Genomic DNA, 23,780 nt, shown 5'->3' with positions numbered 1-23,780 from the left:
ATACGCATACACTCGCTTACATCCGTAGCGAAACCAGTCCTCCTGAAAGCGAGTGCAAGCGTGTCCCTCGACCCCGTTGCCTACCAGCCCTACAGCGATCCCGACGACTTTATCCGTGAGGTCACCGACTACATTTGGGTCGAACGCCAGATCGGCTTCATCCGTGACAACTACGAGCCCGACTCGATCGTGCACGGCTCGTACGGCACGTCGACTACGCGCCAGGAAGTTATCGAAGGATGCCTGATGCGCATCTCGCAGTCGCCGGATCATATCGGACAGGCCGGTGATGTGATCTGGGAAGCCCGGGGCAAGGACGCATTCCTCAGCTCCCACCTCGTCCTTTCCGGCGAGGCCGGCTTCAGGGTTGTAGGCTCTACCATCGCCAACTGCCTGTACCGCCGTGGCCGGATGGTCGAGGAATGGGTGGTCCGCGATGAGCTTGCCCATGCCCTCGACCACGGGCTCGACCCCGACGAGGTCGCACGCACCAAGGCCTTCCGCGGATACACCGGCTCTTTCACAGAAGCAGCACCGGCCGACGTCATTGCCGTAGGCGACTCAGGCCCCCGCCCGGACGACTACCGCAACGACGTCGAGAACGTCCTCGCGATGATCCAACAGGTGTGGAACGGCCGCGACCTGAGGAAGGTGGACGAGTTTTTCGTCCGCGACCTGACACTCCACACCGTCGGCAACAACCTCATCATCCGGCCGGAAGGCTACCGCCGCCAACTGCTCCGATTCCTTGACGCCTTCCCTGGCGGCCAGTTCGAGGTCCGCGACATCCAGACCCACAACGACCCGCGCTATGGCGGCCTGCGGGTCGCCGTGACATGGAAATTCACAGGCGACTACAACGGCCAGGCCCGTTACGGGGCCACTACCGGCAAGCCGGTGGACGTCCTCGGCATCTCGCAGTTCCTCGTCCAGGACGGCCGGATCGTCAACGAGGTCAAGCTGTGGGACGACATCGCCCTCCGGGCGCAGATCAATGCCACCCGCGGCGACGGCCCGGACCCGTCCGCCAATATCTACTGACCCAGCCCCACAAGCAACTTCCTCGAGGGAGGGACCATCATGACCAGCACCACCGCCTCCGAACTGACCGTTGACAGTCAGGAGATCCAGCGGCGGACCATCCGCCGCACTGACTGGGTCGCATGCAACGCGGCCTTCATCGACTGCCGGACCCCGGGATCGGACCAGAAGGAGAACTACGCCTTCATCGGCCCCGGCGTGTCCCAGAACCCCAACCAGTACGTCAACCTGACCCAGCCGCACGGCTTCAACACCGGCGCGGCCGGGATGCCCAATGGCATCAGCAACAACCTGCACCTGCACTTCACCGCCGAGGTGTTCATCAACCTTGGCGGGGAGTTCAGGCTCCGCTGGGGTGTAGACGGCAAACAGGGGGAGTACGTCGCCAGGGACGGCGACATCATTTCCGTCCCGACCTGGATCTTCCGTGGCTTCACCAACGAGGGGCCCGACGAGGGACTTCTTTACACCGTTCTGGGCAGGGACGACACGGGTGGCATCATCTGGGGGCCGTCCGTGCTTCGGGAGGCCGAGTCGTACGGGCTGCACCTCACGGCAGACAACCGCCTGATCGACACCGTCGCCGGCGACGATCTTCCGGAAGGCGTGGCACTCATCAAGCCGATGCAGCAGCATTTCATTGATGAGCTCACCAGCTACTCTCCCGAGCAGATGCGCTCCCGCGTGGTCCAGCCCGGGGACCGCAGGTACAGCCGGCATGCGCTCCTGTGCAACGCGCTGCCGGGCGGCGGCGCGGAACTGAGCCCCGTGATCGGCTACGGCATGTCCGAGGACCGCCGCCAGGTCCCGCCGATCCACGAGCCGCACAGCTTCAACCTTGCCTGGTTGCGGGCTCAGCCGGGCGAAGGCATGCTTCGGCACCGCCACGACCGGCCGCAGGTCGTCCTCGTCAAGTCCGGACGCTGGGCCGTCACACTCAACGGGGACGCGGGCACCACGCTGGAGCTGGGCCCGTCCGATTCATTCTCCGTTCCTGCCAACAGCTGGCGAGAGTTCCGTTGCCTTGAGGGCGGCGAGGCCGCAGCGACACCCGGCACCGGGGAGCTCCTGGTGATCAACCCGGGCGACGACCGCGTACGCCTTGAATGGGCGCCCGACGTGGCAGCCTCGGCCCACGACGCCGGCTGGGTTATCGACCCCAACGGCTACGTCGCACCCACGGCCGTCATGGAAGGCGCCGCCGAGGACGACTGACGCCCGACCGATCGAAAGGGGGAGGCCGTCGCGGTCTACGGCGCCCTCCCCCTACAGCCGGAGCCCAGCTGCTGTCGGCCTCTTCACCAGACCCACACTAGGAACAGCCATGCAACTTCCAGTCACTATCCGCCGGGGAAGCAGCCCCGGACAGCTCCTGCGCACCGGCGAACACTGCACTGAAACCGGGTGGTGGGCTCCGCTGGAGCGAGGCGGCCCGCGCTTCGTCACGCAGGGGAGCCTCATGCCCTCCGTTGAGGGCCAGCCCGTCCTCTGGGGCAGCCGCGGCGAGGCGGCCTGTGCCGCGTCGTGTCCCGCCAAGGCGTGTTGCCGTCAAGCGACGGGCCACGTGTTGCCTCCAATACCTCCAGGAAGAATGATTCGTTGTCACATCTGAAAACCTCCGGTTGACGGCTTAGTAGCCTCATTGAAAGCTCCGGGTCTTCAGTTGTTCCTGGCTCTGTTGATGGGTTTGGCGGGGGCGGGTTGTTTTGCCCGGGAGAGTGTTTCGAGCTGACCTGTGAAATTGTTCTGTCGCAAGTCCAATTTTCCCTGAAGAGACGGACATTGGGACTGCCCCGGCTGTGCTTGACTCCTGACTTGTGAGGATTCACTCCTTGCAGCAAGGATGTTCAATATGCCCAAGCCTTTCGCCGCTGAGTTCCGCCGTGACGTGGTCGCGGTGGCGCGGAAGCATGAAGCCCCGATCTCCCAGATCGCCAAAGACTTCAGGATTTCCGAAGCGACCCTGCACAACTGGCTGAAGAAGGCCGACATCGAGGGTGGAACCCGTCCCGGTGTGACGGAGAAGGAAGCGGCAGAGCTCAGGGATGCGAGGAAGCGGATCCGGCTGCTGGAGCAGGAGAAAGAGATCCTGCGCCGGGCAGCGGCGTTCTTCGCCCGGGAGCTGCCCCCAAAATGACGTTCCCGCTGGTCCTTGACCCTGCCGCGGACGGTATTCCCGTCGCGGTGGCCTGCCGGGTGCTGGGTTCTCCAAACACCGGTAGGGACAGAGAGTTCATACATGAACGAGGTCTATCTCGTCAAAGGATCCTTTATCAAGACGGGATGGCCGGTTCGTCGGAGGTTGGTCGAAGCCCAGCATTCGCGGCGGTTCCCGGGACCCTGTCTTGTCTCAGCAATGTGTCTCACTTACGCTATTCTCAACAAAAGGGAACTGAGCCTTTGATGAGTTTAGGGGGAGCGGGCATGGGGAGTATCGGATATGCCAGGGTCAGCACCGTGGACCAGAACGCGGATCTACAGCATGCGGCGTTGAATGCCGCGAGCTGCCACCGGATCTTCACCGACCACGGTGTGAGCGGAACGAGGGCCAGCCGGCCCGAGCTGGACAAGATGCTTGATCACCTGCGGGACGGTGATGAGGTCGTCGTCTGGAAGCTGGACCGGCTGGGGCGCAACACCCGCAACCTGCTGGCTCTCATCGATGACCTGGAACACCGGGGCGTGCACTTCCGCAGCGTCACGGAGGGCATCAGCACAACGGGGCCGATGGGCAGGGCCATGCTCACCGTCATGTCCGCGTTCGCCCAGCTCGAGCGCGACCAGCTGGCCGAGCGGACCAGGGCCGGCATGGCCGCGGCCGCCGAACACGGGCGGAAGGCCGGACGGCGGGAAGTCACCGCCGCTCATGCGAAGGTCAAGCGCGCCCGCGACCTGAAGGCCCAGGGGCTCACGCCGGCCGACATCGGGAAGATCATCGGGGCCAGCCGCGCCACCGTGTACCGCTACTTGAGCATGGGAACCGGCGAACTGGCTTGACGGGCGCCGAATGCAACACCGCGTACGACTGAAATAGACGCCAGGCCTACGATTCCGTATATACATGAAACTTCATGGACCGGTGCCTGACCTGCCCGGCGGAGGTTCCACAAACGGAACCCCAAAAACCGCCAACTTCCGCTGCGATTTAACCGCCATCCTGAACGAACAATCACACGCAAATCGGCGGTTTGGTCCGATATTTTTAGTCAGAACCCGTTCCCGGTATCAAAGCAGGTCAGAACGCGGGAAAGATGGTTTATGACGTGTTTTCGAACATGGGACGCCCTGATCATTGAAAGGTGGCCCCGTGACTCGGAATGTCATTGGCTATGCCCGAGTCAGCACGCGGGGGCAGACCCTGGATGCGCAGGTCGATGCCCTCGTGGGCGCCGGCGCCGTCAAGGTCTTTATGGAGCATGCCTCCGGAGCGACGCAGGCACGGGCGCGGTGGCAACAGGGCAACCCTGTACCGGCACCAGCAAGCCCATTCCGGCCACGCACCCGATCAGACGAATCGGCCGTGAAGGATCAGCATGGAACTGGAAGGTCAAAGCTCCATCGACGACTTGCTTGATACCCCGAGCGTCAGAGCCGTCACCACAGTCGCTGCCGCCGACGCCTTGCGGGTGTCCAAGACTGAGCGAGAGGAACCCGCCAGCGCGGCCCAGGAACCGCCATTGAAGTGTGAAAATACCGCCATTCTCGGCTAACAATCACAGGACTGGCGGAAGCGGTCGCGTACACCTTGCTCCAAGGAACGATGCTATTGCGTCCTAGGCACGGGCATTCGGGTCAACCTCTCCGGGTTTGATCTGGCGATTGGCAGCGCTGATCTTCGGCTGGGCCGGGCCTGCCGCCGGCCGCCCCGCGCCTGATGGCGGTGCGGCCGGACGGTAGGTGGATTGATTCCGCGTTCGGGGTGGCGTTACTGCGTGCCGCCCAGGTGCGCCGCCCACGGGTAGTACACGTACGCGAATGCGGCCGGCGCGCCGGTGATCCGTTTGTTCATCCAGACGGTGTTGTCCACTTTGACTCCGGGGGTCATCGGGAGAAGCTGGTCGTGTAGCGTCGTCTCGATGTCGGCGACAAGCTGGGCCCGCTTGTCAGGATCGGCCGTGCCGCGGGCCTCGGCGAACTTCGCGTCGACTCCGTTGTAGTTGTACTGGTTGAACAGGCCGCCGGAGACGGCGGTCGTCACGAGCCAGTCGAGGGGGTTGGGGATGTTGGGCCAGAACGCCGTGTAGAGGATGTCAACGCCGGCGCGGGTCGCCGGGTCGTAAAGGTAGCTCGAGTAGCCCGTGGTCGGGACCACCGTGAGTTCGAAGTTGAGGCCGATCCGGTTGGCCGCGTCCTTGACGGCGACGCCGATCTGCTGAGTCTTGGCCGTGCCGGGGACCACCATTTGAATCTTCTTTGCTTTGACGTCGGCGGGGAGGCCATCGACGATCTTCTTCGCGTCGTCATACCGGGCCGACACCGGCTCCGGGAGGGACTTTTCGAGTGCGTCGAGCTGCGTGCTGGCGAAGCCGAAGGCTGTGGACGGCGTCTGGAGTCGGGTCGGCTGGCCAACGCCGCCCAGGACCTGCTTGGCTATGCCATTCCAGTCGATGGCCATCTGGAGCGCTTTGCGGACCTGGGGGTTGCTGCCGGCCCCGTCCGGGTTGGCCCAGACGATGGTCTCGATGAGCGGAGCCGGTCCCTGGCTCAGCGTCCCGACGGGCGTGTTCTTCAGTTGCGTGATGCTCGCTGGCGGAACGTTGAACGTGCCGTCGATCTGACCTGCGAGGAGCCCTGAGGTGATGGCCGCGCTGTCGGTCAGGAACGTGAAGTCGATCTTTTTGGCCTTCGGTTTGAGGCTGGTGTTCCAATAGGAGTCGTTCCGGACTATGGAGATCGACTGGCCTTGGGTCCACTTGTCGAACTTGAACGGGCCCGTGCACATGACGCCGGTCGAGGGTGAGCCGAAGTCGGCATGGTGGGTTTCGAAGAACTTCTTCTGGACGACGACTCCGGCGTAGCTTGCGAGTTCGTCGTTGAACAGGTAGTCGGGGCTGCTGAGCGTCACGGTGACCTGGTTCGGGCCCGTGACTGCTATGTTCGCGACGTTGCCGTACAGGTAGTTGTAGAAGGTCGTCTTGTCGCTGAGGTTGTGTTGCAGACTGAACGCGACGTCCTCGGCTGTCATGGGAGACTCGTCCCAGAATTTGACGTCTGTGCGCAGGTCGTAGACCCAGTGCAGCGGATCCGGGTTGGATGCTTTCGCGGCCAGATTGGGCTTGATCTGGAAGTCCGGAGTCTGGGTGAGGAGGTTCTCGCACAGGTTTGAGTTGATCATGTTCGGCGTGTAGTCGGCCGACTTGAACGGGTCGACGGTCTTCGGCTCGCCCTCGAAGACGTTCCACGTGATCTTGTCGACCTCGGACGCGGCCGCGGCCGTCATGATGGTCGGGCCGCTGGAAGCGGAAGTGTCTTTCGCTTTCGTCTGGCCTCCCGCCGTGCATCCTCCGAGGAGGGCGGCGACGAGGAGGCCGGCAGCGGCAACGGCTGCGCGGGAAATCGCGCGATTCTGGTTCATGGCATGTTCTCCGTGATGGGGGTGTGTTGGTTTTGTGGAGTGGTGATTCCGGGCTGCCATCCCGCGTGGGGGACGCTGTCGCGCAGAAGCCGGGTGTAGGGATCGCGGGGGTCATCGAGCACGTCGGCGGTCTGCCCCTGCTCGATGACCTGTCCATGCCGCATGACGATGACCGTGTCCGTGATCTGCCGGATGACGGCGAGATCGTGGCTGATGAACACGTAGCTGATGCCGCGTTGTTCGCGGATGTCGGCGAGGAGGTTGAGGATTTGTGCCTGGATCGATACGTCGAGAGCCGAGACGGCCTCGTCCAGGATGAGGATTTCGGGTTCGGCGGCCAGCGCCCGTGCAATCGCCACGCGCTGGCGTTGGCCTCCGGAGAGCTCGCGCGGGAGCGATTCCAACTGGCGCTCGTGGAGGCCCACGAGTTCGCCGAGGTCCCGGACCCGCGTCTTGAGCGCCGCGCCGGTGAGCCCGAAGTGCAGGTGCACGACCTCGCCGAGGCAGTCCCCGATCTTCTGGCGGCGGTCCAGGGATGTGTAGGGGTCCTGGAAGACGATCTGGATGAGCCTGCCGCGCGCACGCAGGTCTTTGATCCGTCGGGCGGGCCGCGTGTGGTCTGCCCCGCCAATCAGGATCCGGCCAGCGGTGGGCTGTTCGAGACCGATCAGCATCCTTGCGGTTGTGGTCTTGCCCGATCCCGACTCGCCGACGATCCCGAGCGAGCCGCCCGTGCGGAGCTCGAATCCGATACCGTCAACGGCAACGGATTCCTTGCGCCCGCGGCCGAAGGTCTTCCGCAACCCTTCGACGGAGACGACGGGTGCCGTCGTCGTGCGCGCCGTGTCTGGTGTCGCGCTCATCGCTGCAGCTCCTTCCCGAGGGCCGTCCCGTTGACGGTGCTTCCGTCAGGGGCAGCGCCGAGGAGGAGTCGACCGCGAAGCTCGGACGTCCGGCGGCAGCGGCTGTACTCGTCTTCGGCGAAGCGTTCGAGGACCGGGAATGACTCCCGGCATGCTTGCTCTGCGTAGGGGCAGCGTGGGGCGAAGGGGCACCCCTCGGGTGCCTCGTAGGCCGACGTCGGGTGGCCGGGTATCGCCGGCAGGCGCGGGACCACGCGGTTGATGTCCGGGCGGGCCTGCATGAGTGCGGCGCTGTATGGGTGGAGCGGATCCGTTTGCAACTTTGAGGAAGTCTGTTGCTCGACCATCGCACCGGCGTACATGACGATGGTCTGGTCGCACACGGCGGCCGCGAGTTCGAGGTCGTGCGTGATGAAAAGCATCGCCATGCCGTACTCGTGCTGGAGGCGCCCGAGGATCGACATTACTTCGCTCTGGGTGGTGACGTCGAGCGCCGTAGTGGGCTCGTCGGCGAGAATAAGCCGGGGTTTCATGGCAAGGCTCGCGGCGATCATGACGCGTTGGAGCAGGCCGCCCGAAAGCTCGTGCGGGTACTGGCGCAGGCGCCGCTCTCCGTCGTGGATCCCGACTTCGCCGAGGAGCTCGACGGCGCGGCGGTTCGCCTCCGATGCGGAGACCCGGCCGTTGACGCGCAGCCCCTCGGTGAGGAAGTCCCCGATGCGGCGGACAGGGTTCGTGTGGGCGCGGGGATCCTGGAAGATCATCGAGACGTCGCGCGAACGGAACCGGCGCAGGGAGTCGCCACGGAGGTCCAGGACCGACTCGCCGTCGAACCTGATCGTCCCCGTGGTCTTTGCGCCTGGGGGGAGGAGGCGGGCGATGCTGCGCACCGTCATCGACTTTCCGGAGCCCGACTCGCCGACAAGTCCGAGGGTTTGGCCGGCCTTGAGGCTGAAGGAAACGTCTTTGAGGACGGTCCGCAGCACACCGTTGACGGGGAGCTGGACGTTGAGGCCATCGACCTCGAGCAGCGGGTTCATGCGCGTGCCTCCGATCGTTTGATGAGCTCGTCGCCGAGGCTGTTTGCGGCGGCTACGGTAATGACGATGAGCAGACTGGCCCAGAGGGCTTCTTGCGGTTGCTGCTGCATAATGCCGGCCATGCCGCTTCCGACCATGGCCCCCCAGTCGGCTGTCGGCGCCTGCACGCCGAGGCCGATGAATGACAGGGACGCGATGTCGATTAGCGCGAATCCGAACGAGAGTGTTGCATTCGCCCAGATGAGGCCGGCGATATTGGGAAGGATGTGCCGCAGGCTGATGGCGGTACCCCGCAGGCCTTGAACGCGCAGTGCCGCGACGTACGGAAGGGAACGCTCGCGAAGGGCCGCGCTGCGGGCGATGCGGGCGATGTATGGCGTGTAGGAGATGGAGAGCGCCACGACGGCGCCCTGAAGTCCTGCGCCGAAGATCGCCGTGGCCAGGATGGCGAGGAGGAGACCCGGGAAGGCGAACACCGCGTCGATCGTGCGGGCGACGACGGTGTCGAACCACCCTCCGATCCAGACCGCAGCGAGGGCCAGCGCAGTTCCGGCGGTGGTGGAGATCGCCACGACCAGGAGGGGACCGACAACCGATGTCCGGGCGCCCGACATGAGTCTTGAGAAGAGATCCCGGCCGCTCGCGTCCTGGCCGAGCAGGTGCCCGGAACTGGGATCGGCGAACGCGCCGGATAGGTCGACGGCGTTGGGGTCCGTCACGACGAGGACCGGGCCGAGTGCGGCCAGAAGGGCGACCGCGGTGAGCGCGGCTGCGGAGCACCAGCCGAGGGTGCTCAGGCCGCGGCCTCGCACGCGGCCCTTCCAGGCGCGACGGCGGGCGTCCATGACGGCGGCGAGGACGGTCATGACTTTCCTTTCCCGACCGAGACGCGCGGGTCCAGGACCGAGTACGCGAGGTCGATGACAGTGTTCAGGACGATGAAGGATGCAACGTAGGTAAGGCAGATGGCCTGCACGACGGGGAAGTCCTTTTGCTGCACGGAGCTCACAAGAAGGCTCCCGAGCCCGTTGAGCTGAAAGACCTGCTCGACGACCACCGTGCCGGAAATCATGCCCGCCAGGGTGAGGCCGAGGACGGTAAGCACGGGCAGCGCTGCGTTGCGCAGCACGTGGCGGCGGACGACGACGCCGTAGGGGAACCCGCGGCTGATCGCCGTTTGAACGTGGTCGGCGGAGAGTTCCTGCCGGATGGCCGCCTGGCTGAGCCTCGCGACGAAGGCGATCGATGCCAGAGCAAGCGCGAACGACGGCAGCACGAGGTGGTAGAGCGCGTCCGCGGGATCGACGCCGACACCGAAGACGGGGAACCATCCCAGCTCGACGGCGAACACGAGGGTGAGGACGACGGCGGCAACGAACGTGGGGACGGCCATCGCCGCGGTCGAGACCCCAATGAGCGTGCTCGCAAGGAGTCCAGGGCGGAGACCCGCGAAGATGCCGATGGCGAGCCCGATGAGAGCGACAAAGACCGCGCTCAGGGCCACGAGGGCCACGGTCGTCCCGATCCGCTGGGCCAGGAGGGGCCCGACAGGCTCCCTGTAAAGGATCGACTCGCCGAAGTCGCCCTGGACCACGCCGCCGAGCCACCGGATGTACTGCAGCGCGAAGGGTTCATCGAAGTGATATCGCTCGTTGATCTGTGCGATGGCGTCGGGAGCCATCGACCGACCCTGCGTGAGGAATGTGAGCGGTGAACCCGGCGCCAGATAAAGCGCACCGAAGACGACGAAGCTCGCAGCAAGGAGCGTAGCGGCGAGTCCGCCGAGCCGCGCCGCGATGAAGCGGACGGGGTGCCAGATGGAGCTGCGGTTCGCGGTGCCCCGGGCTGGGGCCGGCGCAGGTGGGCGTGCGGTGCTGGCTGTCTGAGCGCTCATCGGTGCACCGCCCCTTCCGTGGCGAGGACATCTCGCCCTGCGACGACGGTACGGATGACCCTGGCCTCAAGCAGCTCCTCAGCCTCGGTCCGGAAGACGTCCCGGTCGAGGACGATGAAGTCCGCGACCAGTCCGGCGGAGAGTCGCCCGAAACGGTCTTCAGCGCGGCAGGACCATGCGGCGTCCCGCGTCGCGTGAACGACGGCTTCTTCGAGGGGCAAGGCGTAGCGGGCGATGTTGGGCGGCAACGAAGGGTCGAAAGCGGATCGTCTCGTCGCGGCGACGAACATGTTGGGCAGGGGCGCGAAGGGCGAGGTCGGTGAATCCGTCCCGAAGGCCAGGGCCGCGCCTGCATCCGTTATCTCGGGCCACGGGAAACCGCGATCGATGCGCTCGTCGCCAAGCATGGCCCGCCAGTTGCCTTGGATGGCCGGGTCGGCGTGAACCGGCTGCATGCTCGCGACGATGCCGAGCGCGGCGAGCCGCACGATGTCGGCCTGTTCAACGACCTCAAGATGCTCGATCCGGTGGCGGCGCTGCGCAGGACCATTGGTCTGGACTGCATGTTCGACGGCAGCGATCGCGATGCGGACTGCCTCGTCGCCGATGGCGTGCATCGCGACTTGGAGGCCGGCGGCGTCGGCCGCCGCGACGACGGGGGCAAGGGCGGGCAGGTCCCAGATCGGCCCCGGGAGCGAGCCGTCCGCATATGCGCGGCCGAGGGTTGCGGTGCACCCGTCCACCGTGCCGTCGACCATCACCTTGATGCCGACTACACGCAGCCACGGCGAATCGTGCCGCGCGGCGAGCTCGACGGCCCGCGCGACCTGGGCGAGGTTCTCGGCCGGGTCCTCCGAGCGGTGGATCCGCCAATGGGCGGCGATGCGGGCGGTGAGCGTGCCGGCCTCCTCGGCCCTGACCATGGCGGCGAGGTCGCCCTCGTCCAGGCCCATGTCGATCGCGGCCGTCACGCCCACCGCGCGGTATCCCGCCAGGGCTGCCTCAAGGTGCCGGTCGCGCTCGGCATCGCTTGCCGCGCCGTCGAGCGCCGGCCAAACGAGCTGCTGCATGGCCGTCTCGTCGATGTAGCCGGTCGGCTCGCCGGATTCGTCCCGGGCGATCCAACCTCCCCGGGGAGCCACCGTGTCACTGTCGATACCGAGCTCGGCCAGGGCCGCGGTGTTGAGCCAGATCGAGTGGTAGTCATACGCCTGGACGTAGACGGGGCGGTCGGCAATGACCTCGTCGAGCATGTGCCGCGTCGGGCCGTCGCCTGGCACCGTGCCGTGGAGCCACCCCTGGGCACGCACGCGGTGGGGGTCCGGGTGCGCGGACGCCCACCGCGAGAGACGGCGTTGGATCTCCGCCAGGTCGTGGGCGCCCCAGAGGTCCGCCTGCCCTGCAGCCTCCCCCGTGGCCACGATGTGGGCGTGACCGTCGACGAAGCCCGGGAGGACCAGGGCTCCGTCGAGGTCTTCCTCGACGCAGTCGTCCCCGGCGAGGCGCCGAGCCGTCGCTCCGTCACCGACGTAGGCGATCTTGCCGCCCTCGACGATGAGGGCATCCGCCCACGCGGGCCGGTCTGCGGTGAAGAACCGCGCATTCATATACAACGTTCGGGCCACTCTGGGTCCGCCTTACCTTCTCGAGTGTTCAGGTTCTGTGATTCGGACGAGGAAACCGGAGAGTTCGCGTCAACGCTGACGATGGAGAACCTCGTCGGAGTAATTTGGGCTGACATGAGCTGTCCTTGGATTCATGGAAGAAAGCCGGGAAGAAGTCCCGGAAAAACTAGCGCTGTTAGTTAAACTATAGACCCGCCGGCTTCTTTTGTGAAGTCGCTCACGTTAATTCTCCGGCCCATGTAAGCCCTCCTGTGTGGTAGGGGAAATTCGCCCCCAGGATCATGCACAGGTCGATGTCTTCCCGAGATTCGGTCACCTGTTCGGAGAGCATGATTCGAATCTCCTCTTCCAGAGCCGAGAGCAGTTCTGCGCGGATTTCTTCAGGTTCAACGGGTGAAGGGCTTGGAAGCGAGGCAGCCGCTTCAGGCGAAATGGTTCCCTGGTCTGTGAGGTAGCCGGGCAGGTTCAGTGCGACTATCGAGTTCAGGCTGGAGCTTGAGTGGTCCCGGGACGGGTAGGCGCCATGGAGCGTTTGGCAGATGTGGTGCTGGACGCGCGGACCTATGAACTGCAGGAGGTTGAGCGGTGTCATGGGGAGACCGAGCGGGTCCAGGGCGTGGTCCACCGTCGCCGGATCGGCGCCACGGTCGATGTGCATCAACACCTCGGAGAATAGTCTGGTCAGGATGCGGTTGACGACGAAACCGGGGGTGTCTTTGACGACCACTGGTACTTTGCCCAGCAATGACGCCAGCTTTTGGGCTTTGGCAAGAGTGCTGTCACTTGTTTCCTGGCTGGGGACAAGTTCGATGAGCTGGAGGACGTCGACGGGATTGAAGAAGTGGAAGCCAATCAGCTGCCCGGGGTTCAGCAAGGCGGCGCTTATATCCTGGACGGAGAGTGAGGAGGTGTTGGTCAGGAGAATGGCATCTTCGCTCAGGTGGGGTTCCACTTCTGCGAAGACTGTTCGTTTGACTGTGAGCTCTTCGAAAACCGCTTCGATCACGACGTCGCATCCGCTGAAGTCTGCTTTGTCGATAGTTCCCGTGACGAGCGAGCGGACTACGTGAGCGTCGGCGCACGTGAGCTGTCGTCTTTTGACCTGTTTCTTCAGCTCTTCGTCGATCCAGTGCATGGCGGCGCTGATCCGGTCGGCGGACAGATCGGTCATGAGGACCGGGACGCGGAGTTGTCGGGCGAAGATGAGGGCCAGCTGACTGGCCATGAGCCCGGCGCCGAGGACTCCGACGGACTGGAACGATTTTGTCTCTGTGGCTGCTGCTTGGGTCTGGCGGCGTTTGACCTTCACCTGGCAGAGGTGGAATGCGTATCTGCTTGCGCGGGATTCGGTTCCGACGAGCAGCTCGCCGAAAATGCGGGCCACGGCGTCGTCGTCGAATTGGGCCGGGGGTGTGCTCGCGGCGCACGCAATAAGGTCAAGGGCTTTGTAGGGGGCAGGGGCGGCGCCGCGGAATCTGTTGTCCAGCTGCTGGCGGATGGCGTCAAGTTCTGCTGCCGCGGTCAAGTGTCGTGCGGTGCGGGAGCGTTGGCTTTGATGCTTGAGAATGTCCGTGGCGAAGGCCAGCGATTCTTCGAGGAAGTCATCCTCGGGCAGAACAGCATCAACGACGCCGAGTTGTCCGGCTTTTTCGGGGTCGAGTGTACGGTCTGACAGTGGATCCGTGACGATGAGCCGGGCCGCGGCCGTTGGTCCGATCAGTGCGGTTACGAGGGGGATGCCGTTCCAACCGGGTATCAGTCCCAGCCTGACTTCCGGTAACCCGAGCGTGGCGGAAGAAGCAACGGTGCGGTAATTGGCATGAAGGGCCAGCTCCAGGCCCCCGCCGAGGGCTGAGCCGTTCATGAAGGCAAAGGTGGGAATTGGAATGCTCGCCAGCAGTCGGAGTGTTTCCTGACCTGCGGAGGCAAAGCTGGCGGCTGCCTCCACGGTGGTGAGCTGGTCCATGTATTTCAGGTCTGCCCCTGCGCAAAAAACCGGGCCGGCACCGGTCACGGCGACGGCGTCAAAGTCCTTCGGGTTGAGTGCTTTGAGTGCCTCGGCCAGGTTTCCGAGGGACCGGGGTCCGAGAGTCACGGGCCGTCGTGGGTCTTTGTTGTCCAGTGTCAGGATTGCTATTCGGAAGTCGTCACGGACGACCGTGTCAGTAGCGACATTGGTGATGGTCTCCTCGTACATGCAGGTTCCCTTGTTCGTGAAGCGGGGCGGGGTAACGGCGGGGCGGTGTGGGCAGTCAGTCCCTGCGCGCGGTGAGCCGGCGCAGCGGGCGGACATCAGTGGACGCGTTGCAGCGCGCGATTTGGTAATGTGGCTGGCCGGACAGGCGGCAGTCAGAAGGTCAGGACTACTTTGCCGATGGTTTCGGGTCCGTCCAGGAGTTCGTGGGCCGTTCCAGCATCAGTGACGGGCAGGCGCTTGTGAATGACGGGGACAACGCGGCCTGAACGGAGCATCGGCCAGACGTTTTCCACGACCTCCCGGACCAGTTCGGCCTTGCTCCCGGCGCCCGTGGCGGGGCGTGTCCGGAGGCTTGCGGAGTGGATGCTGCCGCGTTTGGCCATGAGCTGCGGGATGTTCAGTTCCGCCTTGGCACCGCCCTGCATGCCCAGGACAATCAGGCGGCCGTCCAGGGCCAGGGCGGAGACGTTCCGCTTCAGGTAGTTTGCTCCCATGTTGTCCAGGATGACGTCGGCGCCTCTGGCGTCCGTCGCTGTCATTAGCTCGGCGACGAAGTCCGAATCCTTGTAGTTGATCGTGATCTGTGCCCCAAGATCCCGGCAAGCATCAAGCTTGAGCCGGGTACCCGCGGTCACAGCCACGGTGGCTCCCATCACCGCGCCCATCTGGATCGCATGTGTGCCGATGCCGCTGCCGCCGCCATGGACGAGCAGTACGTCGCCGGTTGAGAGCCTGGCGTGCGTGAACAGGTTGGACCATACGGTGCAGGCAGCTTCGGGCAGCCCTGCAGCGTCCGTCAGCTCAATTCCTTCAGGAACAGGCATGAGTTGGCCTGCGGGCACAGCCACCCGCTCGGCGTAAGCCCCGCCCGAGAGGAGGGCGCAGACCCGATCTCCAACACTCCATTGCCGGACTCCGTCGCCGACTTCGCAGATGATGCCGGCGCATTCCAGGCCCAATATTTCGCTGGCACCTGGCGGGGGCGGATAGTGACCCTGCCGCTGCAGAAGGTCCGCACGGTTCACTCCCGCTGCGGCCACCTGGACGACGACCTCACCGGGACCGGCGACGGGGTCCGGAACGGAGGCCCAGACCATGGCGTCAGGGCCGCCGGGGCGGGGAACCGTAATTGCATACATACGGGGGTTACTTCACGTCGGCTGCGGTGCCGGTAACCGTGGGGAGCAGGTTCTTGGCGATCTTGCCCACAAGGGTCCTGGGCAAGGTGTCCAGCCGGGAGTAATTGCGGGGAACCTTGTAGGCGGCGAGGTGCTCGCGGCAGTATGCATCGAGTTCTTTGTCGGAAATACTCGCGCCAGGTTCCAACGTGATGAACGCTGCGACGGACTCGCCCCGGTACTCGTCAGGGACGCCGACGACCGCAGCTTCCAGGACCCCTGGAAAACGGGTGAGGACCTGTTCGACCTCTGCGGGATAGACGTTGAACCCGCTGGTGACGATCATTTCCTTTTTCCGGCCGACGATGTAGAAGTACCCGGTTTCGTCCATGGTGGCGAGATCGCCCGTCAGGAGCCAGCCGTCCCGGAGGGCTTCCTCCGTGAGGTCCGGACGGTTCCAGTAGCCCTTCATGATCTGCGGTCCTTTGACGATCATTTCGCCGACTTCACCCGCCGGCAGTTCCTCGGTTCCGGCACCGTCCTTGTCAACGATCCTGACGTCTGTCAGGGGGATCGGGATTCCGATGCTGCCTACCCTGCGGTCGGCGAACAGCACGGGGTTCACGTGGGTCGACGGGGAAGCTTCGCTGATCCCGAAGCCCTCAATGATCTTTCCGCCGCTCTTGCGCTCGAACAGTTCCAGGTGTTCCCGGGGAAATCCGGCCCCTGCACTGTTGTAGATGGTGACCTTGTCGAGCCCGCTCTGTGCGACCTCCGGCTCGCGGTTCAATGCCGTGTACATCGTCGGTACGCCGCTGAAGACATACGGTTGTTCTTTTTTGATGATCCTCAGCATTTCGGCGGCCCTGAAATCGGAGACGAGGATCTGGTTCATGCCCGAGCGGACTGCCAGCAGCGTCACCGCAGTCAGTCCATAGACGTGGCAGGTTGGCAGAACGTTGATTGTCTTCGCCCCGGGAGGGGTTTCCAGCAGCCCGTAGGTCATTGCATAGCGCTGCTCGATGTTGGCGATGAGGTTGCGGTGCGTGAGCATGACGCCCTTGGGCGCCCCGGTGGTACCTCCGGTGTACTGCAGGACGGCAACATCGGTGGGCTTCCTGTCGCATACGACCGGCTCGCCGCCAAGGTGCGACGTCAGCGCGCCCAGCGGTGTTCCGGCGTCGGTCCCGGGGGCCCCTGTGACGTCGACCCGGAGCAGTTTTCTCCCCAAGAAAGTCGCCTCCCCCGGTGAACAACGCACGACGGCTTCATCCGTGGTGACCGCGAAGGTGGCTCCGGCATCGTCCAGGATCCTGCGCATCTCCTCGGCCGGGTAGCGGACGTTGACCTGGACAATGATGCCGCCGGCAAGCGCGGTACCGAAGGTGGCAAAGATGTATTCCGGCCGGTTCGGAAGTATGACCGCCAGCCGATCGCCGGAGGCAAAACCCTCCTCGAGCAGCAAACGGGCGAACGCGTGCGATTGTGCGTAGACGTCGTTGAAGCTCCAGGTGCGGCCTTCGAATGTGAGGGCCGTCCTGTCCCCGAACCGGCTGCCGGATTCGGCGAGCATGTCGCCCAGCGTCAGGTCCGGCACCGACTGCAGGGCACGCACGGAGTCGGGATAGAGCGCCATCCAAGGACGTTCCTGGGGCGTGGGCATTGGTGTTTCCTTTTCGAGATGGGGCATATATCCGGGTGGCATCAGGAGGCGTCGGCGTCCAGGTCTTGTTGCTGTGCCGTGGCGAGTTTCTGTTCGAGAATGGCGGCGTCGCGTTCGGGGTTTACCAGGACAAAGGTCAGGATGCCTCCGAGCAGGATCGCCGCACCGAAGATCTGGTACGACAGGGAGAAGCCTTCGAGGGGTGTCACTGCATTCTCGACCAGGATGCCGACCAGGCCGGGGGCGATGAGGCCGGAGACGTTTTGAAGGGCGAGGAAGATGCCCATCGAACTGGACAGCTGGGACGCCGGGACGATCTGGGAGATCACCGCATTCATCATCGGCAGCGCGACGCTCATGCAGCCATAGCCGAGAATAAGGACGCCAACAACCATGATGGGCTCCTTGAAGAGCGGAAGGCAGGCCAGGACCGCGCCGCCCGTGATCAAAAATACTGTCGTGGTTACTACCCGGATCTTTCCGGAGGAGCCGCGCCGGTTGCCGAGACGGTCAGTGAGGAGGGTAGCCCCGAACATGAAAACCACCGCAGCGATGCTCGGCAGCCCGAACATGATCCCGGATTCGAGCTGGGAGTAGCCCAGGCCCTTCTCGAAGTATGAGGGGATCCAGGTGATGGAGGCGGACACCACCCCGTAGACCGCGAACGTTGCCAGCAGTGCCCCGATGAAGGACTTTGATCTGAGAATATGCCAGCGGCCCAGCTTGACGGCTGGAGGCTGTGCCCTTCCCGTGGCGCCTGCGATCGAAAGGCCTGTCAAGGAGCGGGTCTTGGCGTAAGGCCCCTCCCTGCCGATCACGAGCCAGGCCGCGCACCAGACGAAACTGGCCACGGCCATCACAACGAAACCGGCACGCCATCCCGCGGCTACGACGACCACGGCCAGGGCAGGAGCGGCGAAGATCTTGGCGAAGGAGGACCCCGATGTCACAAGAGCCGAAGGAAAACCGCGCTTTTCGGGGGTAAACCATTGGAACACGGCGGTGGTTGCCATCGCTGTCGCCGGTCCTTCAAAAGCGCCAAGGGTTACCCGGCACAGGAGCAGGACGGTGAACGTTCCGCTGATCAGAATCGGGAACTGCACCAGCCCCCACAGTGCGGCAAGGGTGAGCAGGATCCAGCGGACCTGGAAGCGGTCGCCCAGCAGGCCGACCATGGCCCCGCTGACGCTGAAGAGGAAGAAGAAGGCACTGCCGGCAAAGCCGATCTGCGTGGCGGTAAGGCCGAATTCACGGGCAAGGGGCTGGGCCACGATGCCCAGCAACGCCTTGTCCGACCAATTGATCGTGGCAAAGAGAACGACCATGGACGTCACTGTCCAGGCCCGCAGCCCCGGGGGCTGCGCTTTTCCGACGTCGGGTGACCTCGTCGAAGTGATGTGAGCTGACATGAGCTTTCCTTGGATTCATGGAAGAAGGCCGGGAAGAGGTCCCGCAAAGAAACTAGCGCTGTTAGTTGAACTGTAGACCCAACTCGCTTTTTTGTGAAGACGCTCACGTTTAATTCTCGGGCCAGTCGACAGGATCGGGGGCGCTGGCTGTGGGAAGGTAGAGGGCATGGCACGTCCCCGCACCCCGATACTCTCTCCCGAACGCATCGTTAAAGAAGCGGCTTCACTTATTGACGAGGCCGGTCTTTCCAGCCTCACGATCCGCCGCCTGGCGGAGCGTCTCGGCGTCAAGGGGCCCTCAATTTACAACCACTTCCCCACGATGGATGCCATCGCGGACGCCGTAGTTGATTCACTGCTGGGCACGATCGACATTGAAATCTTTGAATCGGCGGGCTGGCGCGTGGCGCTTCCGGTTTGGGCGAGGGATTACTGGAGGGTGCTTCACGAGCACTCCGAGATTGTGCCGCTGCTGGCCCGGGGACCCGCGACGCGCACGGCCCAGCTGAGGCTGGCCGACGCATTCTACGGATCTCTCGTTGACGGGGGATGGCCGCGGCGGCAGGCAACAGAAGTGGCCATCGCAGTGCGCAACTTCATCGCCGGCTCCGCGTTGGGCTCGTACTCGGGAGGGTTTTCTGAACCGGCCGAGTTCTACTCCAGGGAGTTTCCCCATCTGGCGGACGCCTATCGCCTTCCCGAGTACAAGAACGAGCTGGACATCGCAGCTTTCGAGCGCGGCCTGTCCTGCCTCATGGATGGGCTGACGCTGCAATACGCGGCCGACGTGCTTGGCCGCGGCAAAAGAACCGATTCCGGCAAAAAGGCCTAGTAAAACTTTCACTGTTAGTTTAGAGTTTAAGGGACGACCTTATCCGGTCCGGCCTCGCCGGACGCATTGATGGAGCCCCTCATGACCTACGAATACATCCGCTACGAAGTCGACGGCCCGGTTGCCACGATTTGGCAGAACCGTCCCCAGCAACGGAACGCCCAGAACGAGCAGATGCTCGACGAACTGAACGACGCCATCCTTCACGCCGGCCAGGACACGGAGGTGCGCGCCGTCGTCCTCACCGGGGCCGGGGGACACTTCTCGGCAGGCCACGACCTGAAGGAAGGACAGATGAAGCGTCAGGACTTCACCCCTGAGGAACGCTGGGACTTCGAGTCACGCTTCTACATGGAGTACTGCCTGAACATTTTCAATCTGCCGAAACCCACCATCGCGCGCGTCGACGGTGCCTGCATCGCCGGCGCCTTCATGGTTGCAAACATGTGCGACATGATCGTGGCCTCAGAAGATGCATTCTTCGCCGATCCGGTCCTGCACACCATGGCTGTCGGCGCCGTTGAGGTCCTCGTCCACCCCTGGGTTATGGGGAGCCGTAAGGCACGGGAATTCCTGTTCACGGGCGAACGGATGTCCGCCCGGGAGGCGCTCGAGTGTGGAATGGTCAACCGCGTCGTTCCCGCCGCCGAGCTGGACACCGCCGTGGACGCCCTGGCGCGCCGGGTAGCCCAGGCCCCGCCGTTCGCCACCCGGGTCCTGAAGAAATCGCTGAACCGGACGCTCGAGGCCCAGGGCTTCCACGTCGCCCTCAGCGCCCATTTCGACGCACACCAGCTGACCCATTTCAGCGCCGAAGCCGCCCGCGGCAAGGCCGATGGCGGGTTCTCGAACTCCATCACCCGCCACAAGACCGGCGCATCAGTCAAATAATCCCGCTGTCGATGCATTCGCCACGAAAGGACGGCCGTGAAATGAAGACCTTCGACATCCATGAACTGCCGGCCGACAGCCGCGTAGTCACCCGCCACCGGGTCGGGCACATTTACCTCATCGGACTGAACCGTGTACCCAAACGAAACGCCTTCGATCTTGAGATGCGCTCCGAACTGGCGATGGCATACGCCGAAATGGAACAGGACGACCACGTGCGCGTCGGCCTGTTTTACGCTCACGGCGACCATTTCACCGGCGGACTCGACATGGCCAAGGTCGGCAACGCCCTCCGCGAGGGAAAGGGCGGGATCCCGGAGGGAGGCATAGATCCCAGGCAGCTGAGCGGTACCCAGCGAAGAAAACCCGTGGTCAGCGCAGTGCAGGGCTGGTGCCTGACCCTGGGCATTGAACTGCTCCTGGCCACCGATATCCGCATAGCCGCAGAAGACGCGAAGTTCTCCCAGATGGAGGTCAGCCGCGGAATCTTTCCCTTCGGCGGCGCGACCATTCGCTTCCCACGGGAGGTCGGCTGGGGCAACGCCATGCGCTACATGCTCACGGGCGACACCTTCGACGCCGCTGAAGCCCTCAGGATGGGCCTCGTGCAGGAGGTCGTGCCGGCAGGAACACAACTGTCACGGGCCTTCGAAATTTGCGAGGTAATCGCCCGGCAGGCACCCTTGGGCGTCTCGATGACCCTGCAGTCGGCCCGGCGGGCACAGCGTGAAGGTGAAGAAGCCGCCGCCAGGCAGCTGGTGCCGGAAATGCTCCAACTGCTTGACAGCCAGGACGGCTCCGAAGGCGTTGCATCGTTCCTGGAACGCCGCCCGGCGAAATTCACCGGCCGCTAACACCTCCGGCCGGCCCATCCCGTTCCCGCACCAAGCTGCGACCTCCCATCCAAGGACAAACATGGCTCACGATTCGATCGACACCGACTGCTACCGCCTCGAAGACCGGCTGACGGACACCGACCGCGCCATCCAGAAGCAAGTCCGCGCCTTCGTGGACAACGAAGTCCTCCCCATCATCAACGACTACTGGGAGCGCGCTGCCTTCCCGTTCGAACTCATCCCTAAATTCGCCGACCTGGGCATCGTCGGAACCACCATCGAAGGATACGGGTGCCCCGGCCTCTCACCCATGGCCGCCGGCCTGATCGCCATGGAACTGGGCCGAGGCGACGGATCAATGAACACGTTCTTCGGAGTCCACTCAGGACTGGCCATGGGAAGCGTGCACCTGCTGGGCAACCAGGAGCAAAAAGACCGGTGGCTCCCCCAAATGGCCCGCATGGAGCGCATCGGGGCCTTCGCACTGACCGAACCCGACCACGGCTCGGATTCAGTGGGACTGGAAACGTCAGCACGCCTCGACGGTGACCACTATGTCCTCAACGGGGCAAAACGGTGGATCGGCAACGCCAGCTTCGCCGACATCGTTGTGATCTGGGCCCGGGACGAATCCGACGGCAAGGTCAAGGCCTTCATCCTTGAAAAGAACGAGGAGGGCGGATATCCAGAGGGCTACACCGCCGAAGTCATCACGGGAAAGATCGGCAAACGCGCCATCCTGCAACCAGACATCACCATCCGCGACCTCCGGATCCCGAAGGAAAACCTGCTTGCCCACGCAACATCCTTTCGCGACGCCACCCGTGTTCTCGTCGCAACACGGAACAGCGCCGCCTGGGAATCCGTCGGACACGCGGCCGCCGCCTACGAAGCAGCCGTAGCGCACGCCCGGACCAGGATCCAGTTCGGCAAGCCCCTCGGCAGCTTCCAGCTCATCCAGAACAAACTGGCGAACATGCTCGCAGAACTGACCGCCATGCAACTGATGTGCTTCCGCCTTGCCGAACTCGCAGAAGCCGGCCAGCAAACCTCCACCATGGCCTCCGTGGCAAAAATGCACACCGCCCAAAAAGCCCGATGGATCTGCGCCGAAGCCAGGGACATGCTCGGAGGCAACGGACTGCTGCTCGAAAACCATGTGGCCCGCCACATGACCGATATGGAAGTCGTCTCCACCTACGAAGGAACAGACTCCATCCAGTCGCTCCTCATCGGCCGCGACATCACCGGAATCGCAGCCTTCGCATGAAAGAACAATTCGATCGCGAAGCGCAGGGTCCCTCGATCCCAGCCCTTTCCCAAGACTCAGCGATGACCGCCATGATCGTCGGATACGCCCGCACGCCCTTCTGCCGGTTCAACGGACAATTCTCTGACGTAGCAGCCACCGAACTCGGTGCGCACGCTCTCAGGGCAGCCCTGCGCCGGGCACGCATTGCCCCCTCCGACGTTCAATTCGTTGTAGCCGGACACGTCCTGCAGGCCGGCCTCGGCCAGAACCCCGCACGCCAAACCGCCGTCGCCGCAGGCATTCCACTGTCCGTCCCTGCAATCACCCTCAACGCCGTCTGCCTCTCCGGCATCGAAGCCGTGGCAACGGCGACACGTCTCATAACGTCCGGGGAGGCTGAAATTGTCGTCGCAGTCGGGCAGGAATCGATGTCCCGGGCCCCGCACGCCCTCCCCGTCAGGCCAGGACGGAAGTACGGAGCCATGCAGGCTTTGGACACGCTCGAAACGGACGGCCTGACCGACGCCTTCGAACAACGCTCCATGGGCAGCTCCACCGAAGAAGGAAACACAGAGTACGGGCTGGACCGACGTCCCCAGGACGAATGGGCAGCCCTGTCCCACCAACGCGCCGAGCAACACAGAACCTTCCACGCCGGGGAAATCGAACCCTACCCGCTAGACTCACGCGGCGGACAAATCCTCGTTTCGGACGACGACGGAATCAGGGCCGGGACTACCGCAGACTCCTTGGCGAGGCTGCGCCCGGCCTTCCGGGCCGACGGCACCATTACCGCCGGTAACTCATCGCAGATCACCGACGGCGCCGCAGCCATCGTCCTGGCCAGCCGCGCAGCATCGGAACGGCTCGGGCTGTCACCGCTGGCAAGTGTGGAAGCCCATGCCTTCGTAGCGGGACCCGACGTGCGGCTTCACAAGCAACCGGCCAATGCCATCTCTGCCGCGCTGAAAAAAATCCAGACCGACGCCGTAGCACTGTCGGCCATCGAGATCAACGAAGCCTTCGCAGCCGTAGCAGTCCAGTCCCTACGGGACCTCGGCGTGAAGCCGGAAATTGTCAACCAACACGGCGGCGCCATCGCGCTCGGACACCCGATAGGCGCATCCGGAGTCCGAATCGTCGGCACGCTCGCCCGGCAACTGGCACTCACCAGTCCTGGCAATCTAGGCGCCGCCGGAATCTGCGGTGGCGGCGGACAAGGCAGCGCTGTTATCTTGAAGGCAAACTAGCACCGGGCTGCCGTCAGATGCCCTGTTCGCTGGTGTCTATCACGACGCTGGGCAAGTCGCGGCTTTGAGACTGAAAACCGCCAAAGCCAACCGTGGAAAAACCGCCAAACGAAGTTAACAGTCACACCCGAGCGGCCCCCGACAACCCACGGCGCAGATCGGGGCCATGTAGGCCTCCTGCGCTGACTAACTCTCTTCAACAACCACAGCACCAAGACAATGCAGTCCTGACCCTGTTCAAAGGAAATGGCTGCCTGATCCAGGCACGGATCAACCTCATGTGATGAAGGATTC

General features: G+C 64.1%; 19 protein-coding genes and 2 pseudogenes. 11 read left to right on the top strand and 10 right to left on the bottom strand.

Annotation, left to right across the window (positions count from 1 at the left end):
• Nucleotides 1–60 precede the first annotated feature (60 nt).
• The 6 genes and pseudogenes from V3C33_04995 (at nucleotide 61) to V3C33_04970 (ending at nucleotide 4,751) form a co-directional block, all read left to right on the top strand.
• Nucleotides 61–1,041 carry an ester cyclase gene (locus tag V3C33_04995; GenBank protein XAS68656.1) on the top strand — a complete coding sequence of 327 codons (981 nt, stop codon included), beginning with the start codon at nucleotides 61–63 and terminating at the stop codon, nucleotides 1,039–1,041.
• A gap of 39 nt (nucleotides 1,042–1,080) precedes the next feature.
• Entirely contained in the window at nucleotides 1,081–2,256 is a 1,176-nt protein-coding gene (locus tag V3C33_04990; protein XAS68655.1) for a cupin domain-containing protein, read from the top strand.
• Between the two features lie 637 nt (nucleotides 2,257–2,893).
• A pseudogene (locus tag V3C33_04985) lies at nucleotides 2,894–3,246 on the top strand (transposase).
• Nucleotides 3,247–3,465: 219 nt separating this feature from the next.
• On the top strand, nucleotides 3,466–4,038 hold the full coding sequence (locus V3C33_04980) for a recombinase family protein (GenBank protein XAS69645.1): 573 nt from the start codon (nucleotides 3,466–3,468) through the stop codon (nucleotides 4,036–4,038).
• 310 nt (nucleotides 4,039–4,348) lie between these two features.
• A pseudogene (locus tag V3C33_04975) lies at nucleotides 4,349–4,492 on the top strand (recombinase family protein).
• Nucleotides 4,493–4,574: 82 nt separating this feature from the next.
• Nucleotides 4,575–4,751, top strand: a complete 177-nt coding sequence (locus tag V3C33_04970) for a hypothetical protein (protein XAS69832.1) — start codon at nucleotides 4,575–4,577, stop codon at nucleotides 4,749–4,751.
• A 215-nt stretch (nucleotides 4,752–4,966) separates the two neighbouring features.
• Here V3C33_04970 and V3C33_04965 read toward each other — a convergent pair whose 3' ends face one another.
• The 10 genes from V3C33_04965 to V3C33_04920 form a co-directional block, all read right to left on the bottom strand.
• Nucleotides 4,967–6,616 carry an ABC transporter substrate-binding protein gene (locus V3C33_04965; GenBank protein ID XAS68654.1) on the bottom strand — a complete coding sequence of 550 codons (1,650 nt, stop codon included), beginning with the start codon at nucleotides 6,614–6,616 and terminating at the stop codon, nucleotides 4,967–4,969.
• Nucleotides 6,613–7,479, bottom strand: a complete 867-nt coding sequence (locus V3C33_04960; GenBank protein XAS68653.1) for an ATP-binding cassette domain-containing protein — start codon at nucleotides 7,477–7,479, stop codon at nucleotides 6,613–6,615. Before V3C33_04960 ends, V3C33_04965 begins: the two co-directional genes overlap by 4 nt.
• Complete coding sequence (locus V3C33_04955; GenBank protein ID XAS68652.1) at nucleotides 7,476–8,519, bottom strand: ABC transporter ATP-binding protein; 1,044 nt, start codon at nucleotides 8,517–8,519, stop codon at nucleotides 7,476–7,478. The genes V3C33_04960 and V3C33_04955 overlap by 4 nt, the downstream gene beginning before the upstream one ends.
• Nucleotides 8,516–9,385, bottom strand: coding sequence for an ABC transporter permease (locus tag V3C33_04950; protein XAS68651.1), 870 nt, complete (start codon nucleotides 9,383–9,385; stop codon nucleotides 8,516–8,518). The genes V3C33_04955 and V3C33_04950 overlap by 4 nt, the downstream gene beginning before the upstream one ends.
• Nucleotides 9,382–10,413 (bottom strand): ABC transporter permease, encoded by a 1,032-nt coding sequence (locus V3C33_04945; protein XAS68650.1) that lies wholly within the window; start codon nucleotides 10,411–10,413, stop codon nucleotides 9,382–9,384. Before V3C33_04945 ends, V3C33_04950 begins: the two co-directional genes overlap by 4 nt.
• On the bottom strand, nucleotides 10,410–12,020 hold the full coding sequence (locus V3C33_04940; protein ID XAS68649.1) for an amidohydrolase: 1,611 nt from the start codon (nucleotides 12,018–12,020) through the stop codon (nucleotides 10,410–10,412). Before V3C33_04940 ends, V3C33_04945 begins: the two co-directional genes overlap by 4 nt.
• A gap of 235 nt (nucleotides 12,021–12,255) precedes the next feature.
• The gene (locus tag V3C33_04935; GenBank protein XAS68648.1) at nucleotides 12,256–14,235 is read right to left on the bottom strand and encodes a 3-hydroxyacyl-CoA dehydrogenase NAD-binding domain-containing protein; all 1,980 of its coding nucleotides are present in this window, start codon (nucleotides 14,233–14,235) and stop codon (nucleotides 12,256–12,258) included.
• Between the two features lie 152 nt (nucleotides 14,236–14,387).
• Nucleotides 14,388–15,374 (bottom strand): NAD(P)H-quinone oxidoreductase, encoded by a 987-nt coding sequence (locus tag V3C33_04930; GenBank protein ID XAS68647.1) that lies wholly within the window; start codon nucleotides 15,372–15,374, stop codon nucleotides 14,388–14,390.
• A 7-nt stretch (nucleotides 15,375–15,381) separates the two neighbouring features.
• The gene (locus tag V3C33_04925) at nucleotides 15,382–17,016 is read right to left on the bottom strand and encodes a long-chain fatty acid--CoA ligase (GenBank protein XAS68646.1); all 1,635 of its coding nucleotides are present in this window, start codon (nucleotides 17,014–17,016) and stop codon (nucleotides 15,382–15,384) included.
• Nucleotides 17,017–17,057: 41 nt separating this feature from the next.
• A complete protein-coding gene (locus V3C33_04920) occupies nucleotides 17,058–18,425 on the bottom strand; it encodes an MFS transporter (protein ID XAS68645.1) in 1,368 nt (455 codons plus the stop codon).
• A gap of 166 nt (nucleotides 18,426–18,591) precedes the next feature.
• On the opposite strand from V3C33_04920, the gene V3C33_04915 reads away from it, so the two are divergent.
• From V3C33_04915 to V3C33_04895, 5 genes are all read left to right on the top strand, one after another.
• Complete coding sequence (locus V3C33_04915; protein ID XAS68644.1) at nucleotides 18,592–19,257, top strand: TetR/AcrR family transcriptional regulator; 666 nt, start codon at nucleotides 18,592–18,594, stop codon at nucleotides 19,255–19,257.
• An 81-nt stretch (nucleotides 19,258–19,338) separates the two neighbouring features.
• Nucleotides 19,339–20,148: an enoyl-CoA hydratase gene (locus V3C33_04910; protein XAS68643.1), complete on the top strand. Its 810-nt coding sequence runs from the start codon at nucleotides 19,339–19,341 to the stop codon at nucleotides 20,146–20,148.
• Nucleotides 20,149–20,189: 41 nt separating this feature from the next.
• A complete protein-coding gene (locus V3C33_04905; GenBank protein ID XAS68642.1) occupies nucleotides 20,190–21,002 on the top strand; it encodes a crotonase/enoyl-CoA hydratase family protein in 813 nt (270 codons plus the stop codon).
• Nucleotides 21,003–21,063: 61 nt separating this feature from the next.
• The gene (locus V3C33_04900) at nucleotides 21,064–22,254 is read left to right on the top strand and encodes an acyl-CoA dehydrogenase family protein (GenBank protein XAS68641.1); all 1,191 of its coding nucleotides are present in this window, start codon (nucleotides 21,064–21,066) and stop codon (nucleotides 22,252–22,254) included.
• A gap of 62 nt (nucleotides 22,255–22,316) precedes the next feature.
• A complete protein-coding gene (locus V3C33_04895; GenBank protein XAS68640.1) occupies nucleotides 22,317–23,486 on the top strand; it encodes an acetyl-CoA C-acyltransferase in 1,170 nt (389 codons plus the stop codon).
• The last annotated feature ends 294 nt before the right edge of the window (nucleotides 23,487–23,780 follow it).

The organism is Micrococcaceae bacterium Sec5.7, from assembly GCA_039636785.1.
GTDB lineage: Bacteria > Actinomycetota > Actinomycetes > Actinomycetales > Micrococcaceae > Arthrobacter.
This window is presented reverse-complemented; position numbering and strand designations above follow the sequence as displayed.

Excerpts from the sequence above, each read along its gene's own strand:
- V3C33_04990 (XAS68655.1), top strand. The coding sequence starts at position 1,081 with ATGACCAGCACCACCGCCTCCGAACTGACCGTTGACAGTCAGGAGATC.
- V3C33_04980 (XAS69645.1), top strand. The coding sequence starts at position 3,466 with ATGGGGAGTATCGGATATGCCAGGGTCAGCACCGTGGACCAGAACGCG.
- V3C33_04970 (XAS69832.1), top strand. The coding sequence starts at position 4,575 with ATGGAACTGGAAGGTCAAAGCTCCATCGACGACTTGCTTGATACCCCG.
- V3C33_04965 (XAS68654.1), bottom strand. The coding sequence starts at position 6,616 with ATGAACCAGAATCGCGCGATTTCCCGCGCAGCCGTTGCCGCTGCCGGC.
- V3C33_04960 (XAS68653.1), bottom strand. The coding sequence starts at position 7,479 with ATGAGCGCGACACCAGACACGGCGCGCACGACGACGGCACCCGTCGTC.
- V3C33_04955 (XAS68652.1), bottom strand. The coding sequence starts at position 8,519 with ATGAACCCGCTGCTCGAGGTCGATGGCCTCAACGTCCAGCTCCCCGTC.
- V3C33_04950 (XAS68651.1), bottom strand. The coding sequence starts at position 9,385 with ATGACCGTCCTCGCCGCCGTCATGGACGCCCGCCGTCGCGCCTGGAAG.
- V3C33_04945 (XAS68650.1), bottom strand. The coding sequence starts at position 10,413 with ATGAGCGCTCAGACAGCCAGCACCGCACGCCCACCTGCGCCGGCCCCA.
- V3C33_04940 (XAS68649.1), bottom strand. The coding sequence starts at position 12,020 with ATGAATGCGCGGTTCTTCACCGCAGACCGGCCCGCGTGGGCGGATGCC.
- V3C33_04935 (XAS68648.1), bottom strand. The coding sequence starts at position 14,235 with ATGTACGAGGAGACCATCACCAATGTCGCTACTGACACGGTCGTCCGT.
- V3C33_04930 (XAS68647.1), bottom strand. The coding sequence starts at position 15,374 with ATGTATGCAATTACGGTTCCCCGCCCCGGCGGCCCTGACGCCATGGTC.
- V3C33_04925 (XAS68646.1), bottom strand. The coding sequence starts at position 17,016 with ATGCCCACGCCCCAGGAACGTCCTTGGATGGCGCTCTATCCCGACTCC.
- V3C33_04920 (XAS68645.1), bottom strand. The coding sequence starts at position 18,425 with ATGTCAGCTCACATCACTTCGACGAGGTCACCCGACGTCGGAAAAGCG.
- V3C33_04915 (XAS68644.1), top strand. The coding sequence starts at position 18,592 with ATGGCACGTCCCCGCACCCCGATACTCTCTCCCGAACGCATCGTTAAA.
- V3C33_04910 (XAS68643.1), top strand. The coding sequence starts at position 19,339 with ATGACCTACGAATACATCCGCTACGAAGTCGACGGCCCGGTTGCCACG.
- V3C33_04905 (XAS68642.1), top strand. The coding sequence starts at position 20,190 with ATGAAGACCTTCGACATCCATGAACTGCCGGCCGACAGCCGCGTAGTC.
- V3C33_04900 (XAS68641.1), top strand. The coding sequence starts at position 21,064 with ATGGCTCACGATTCGATCGACACCGACTGCTACCGCCTCGAAGACCGG.
- V3C33_04895 (XAS68640.1), top strand. The coding sequence starts at position 22,317 with ATGACCGCCATGATCGTCGGATACGCCCGCACGCCCTTCTGCCGGTTC.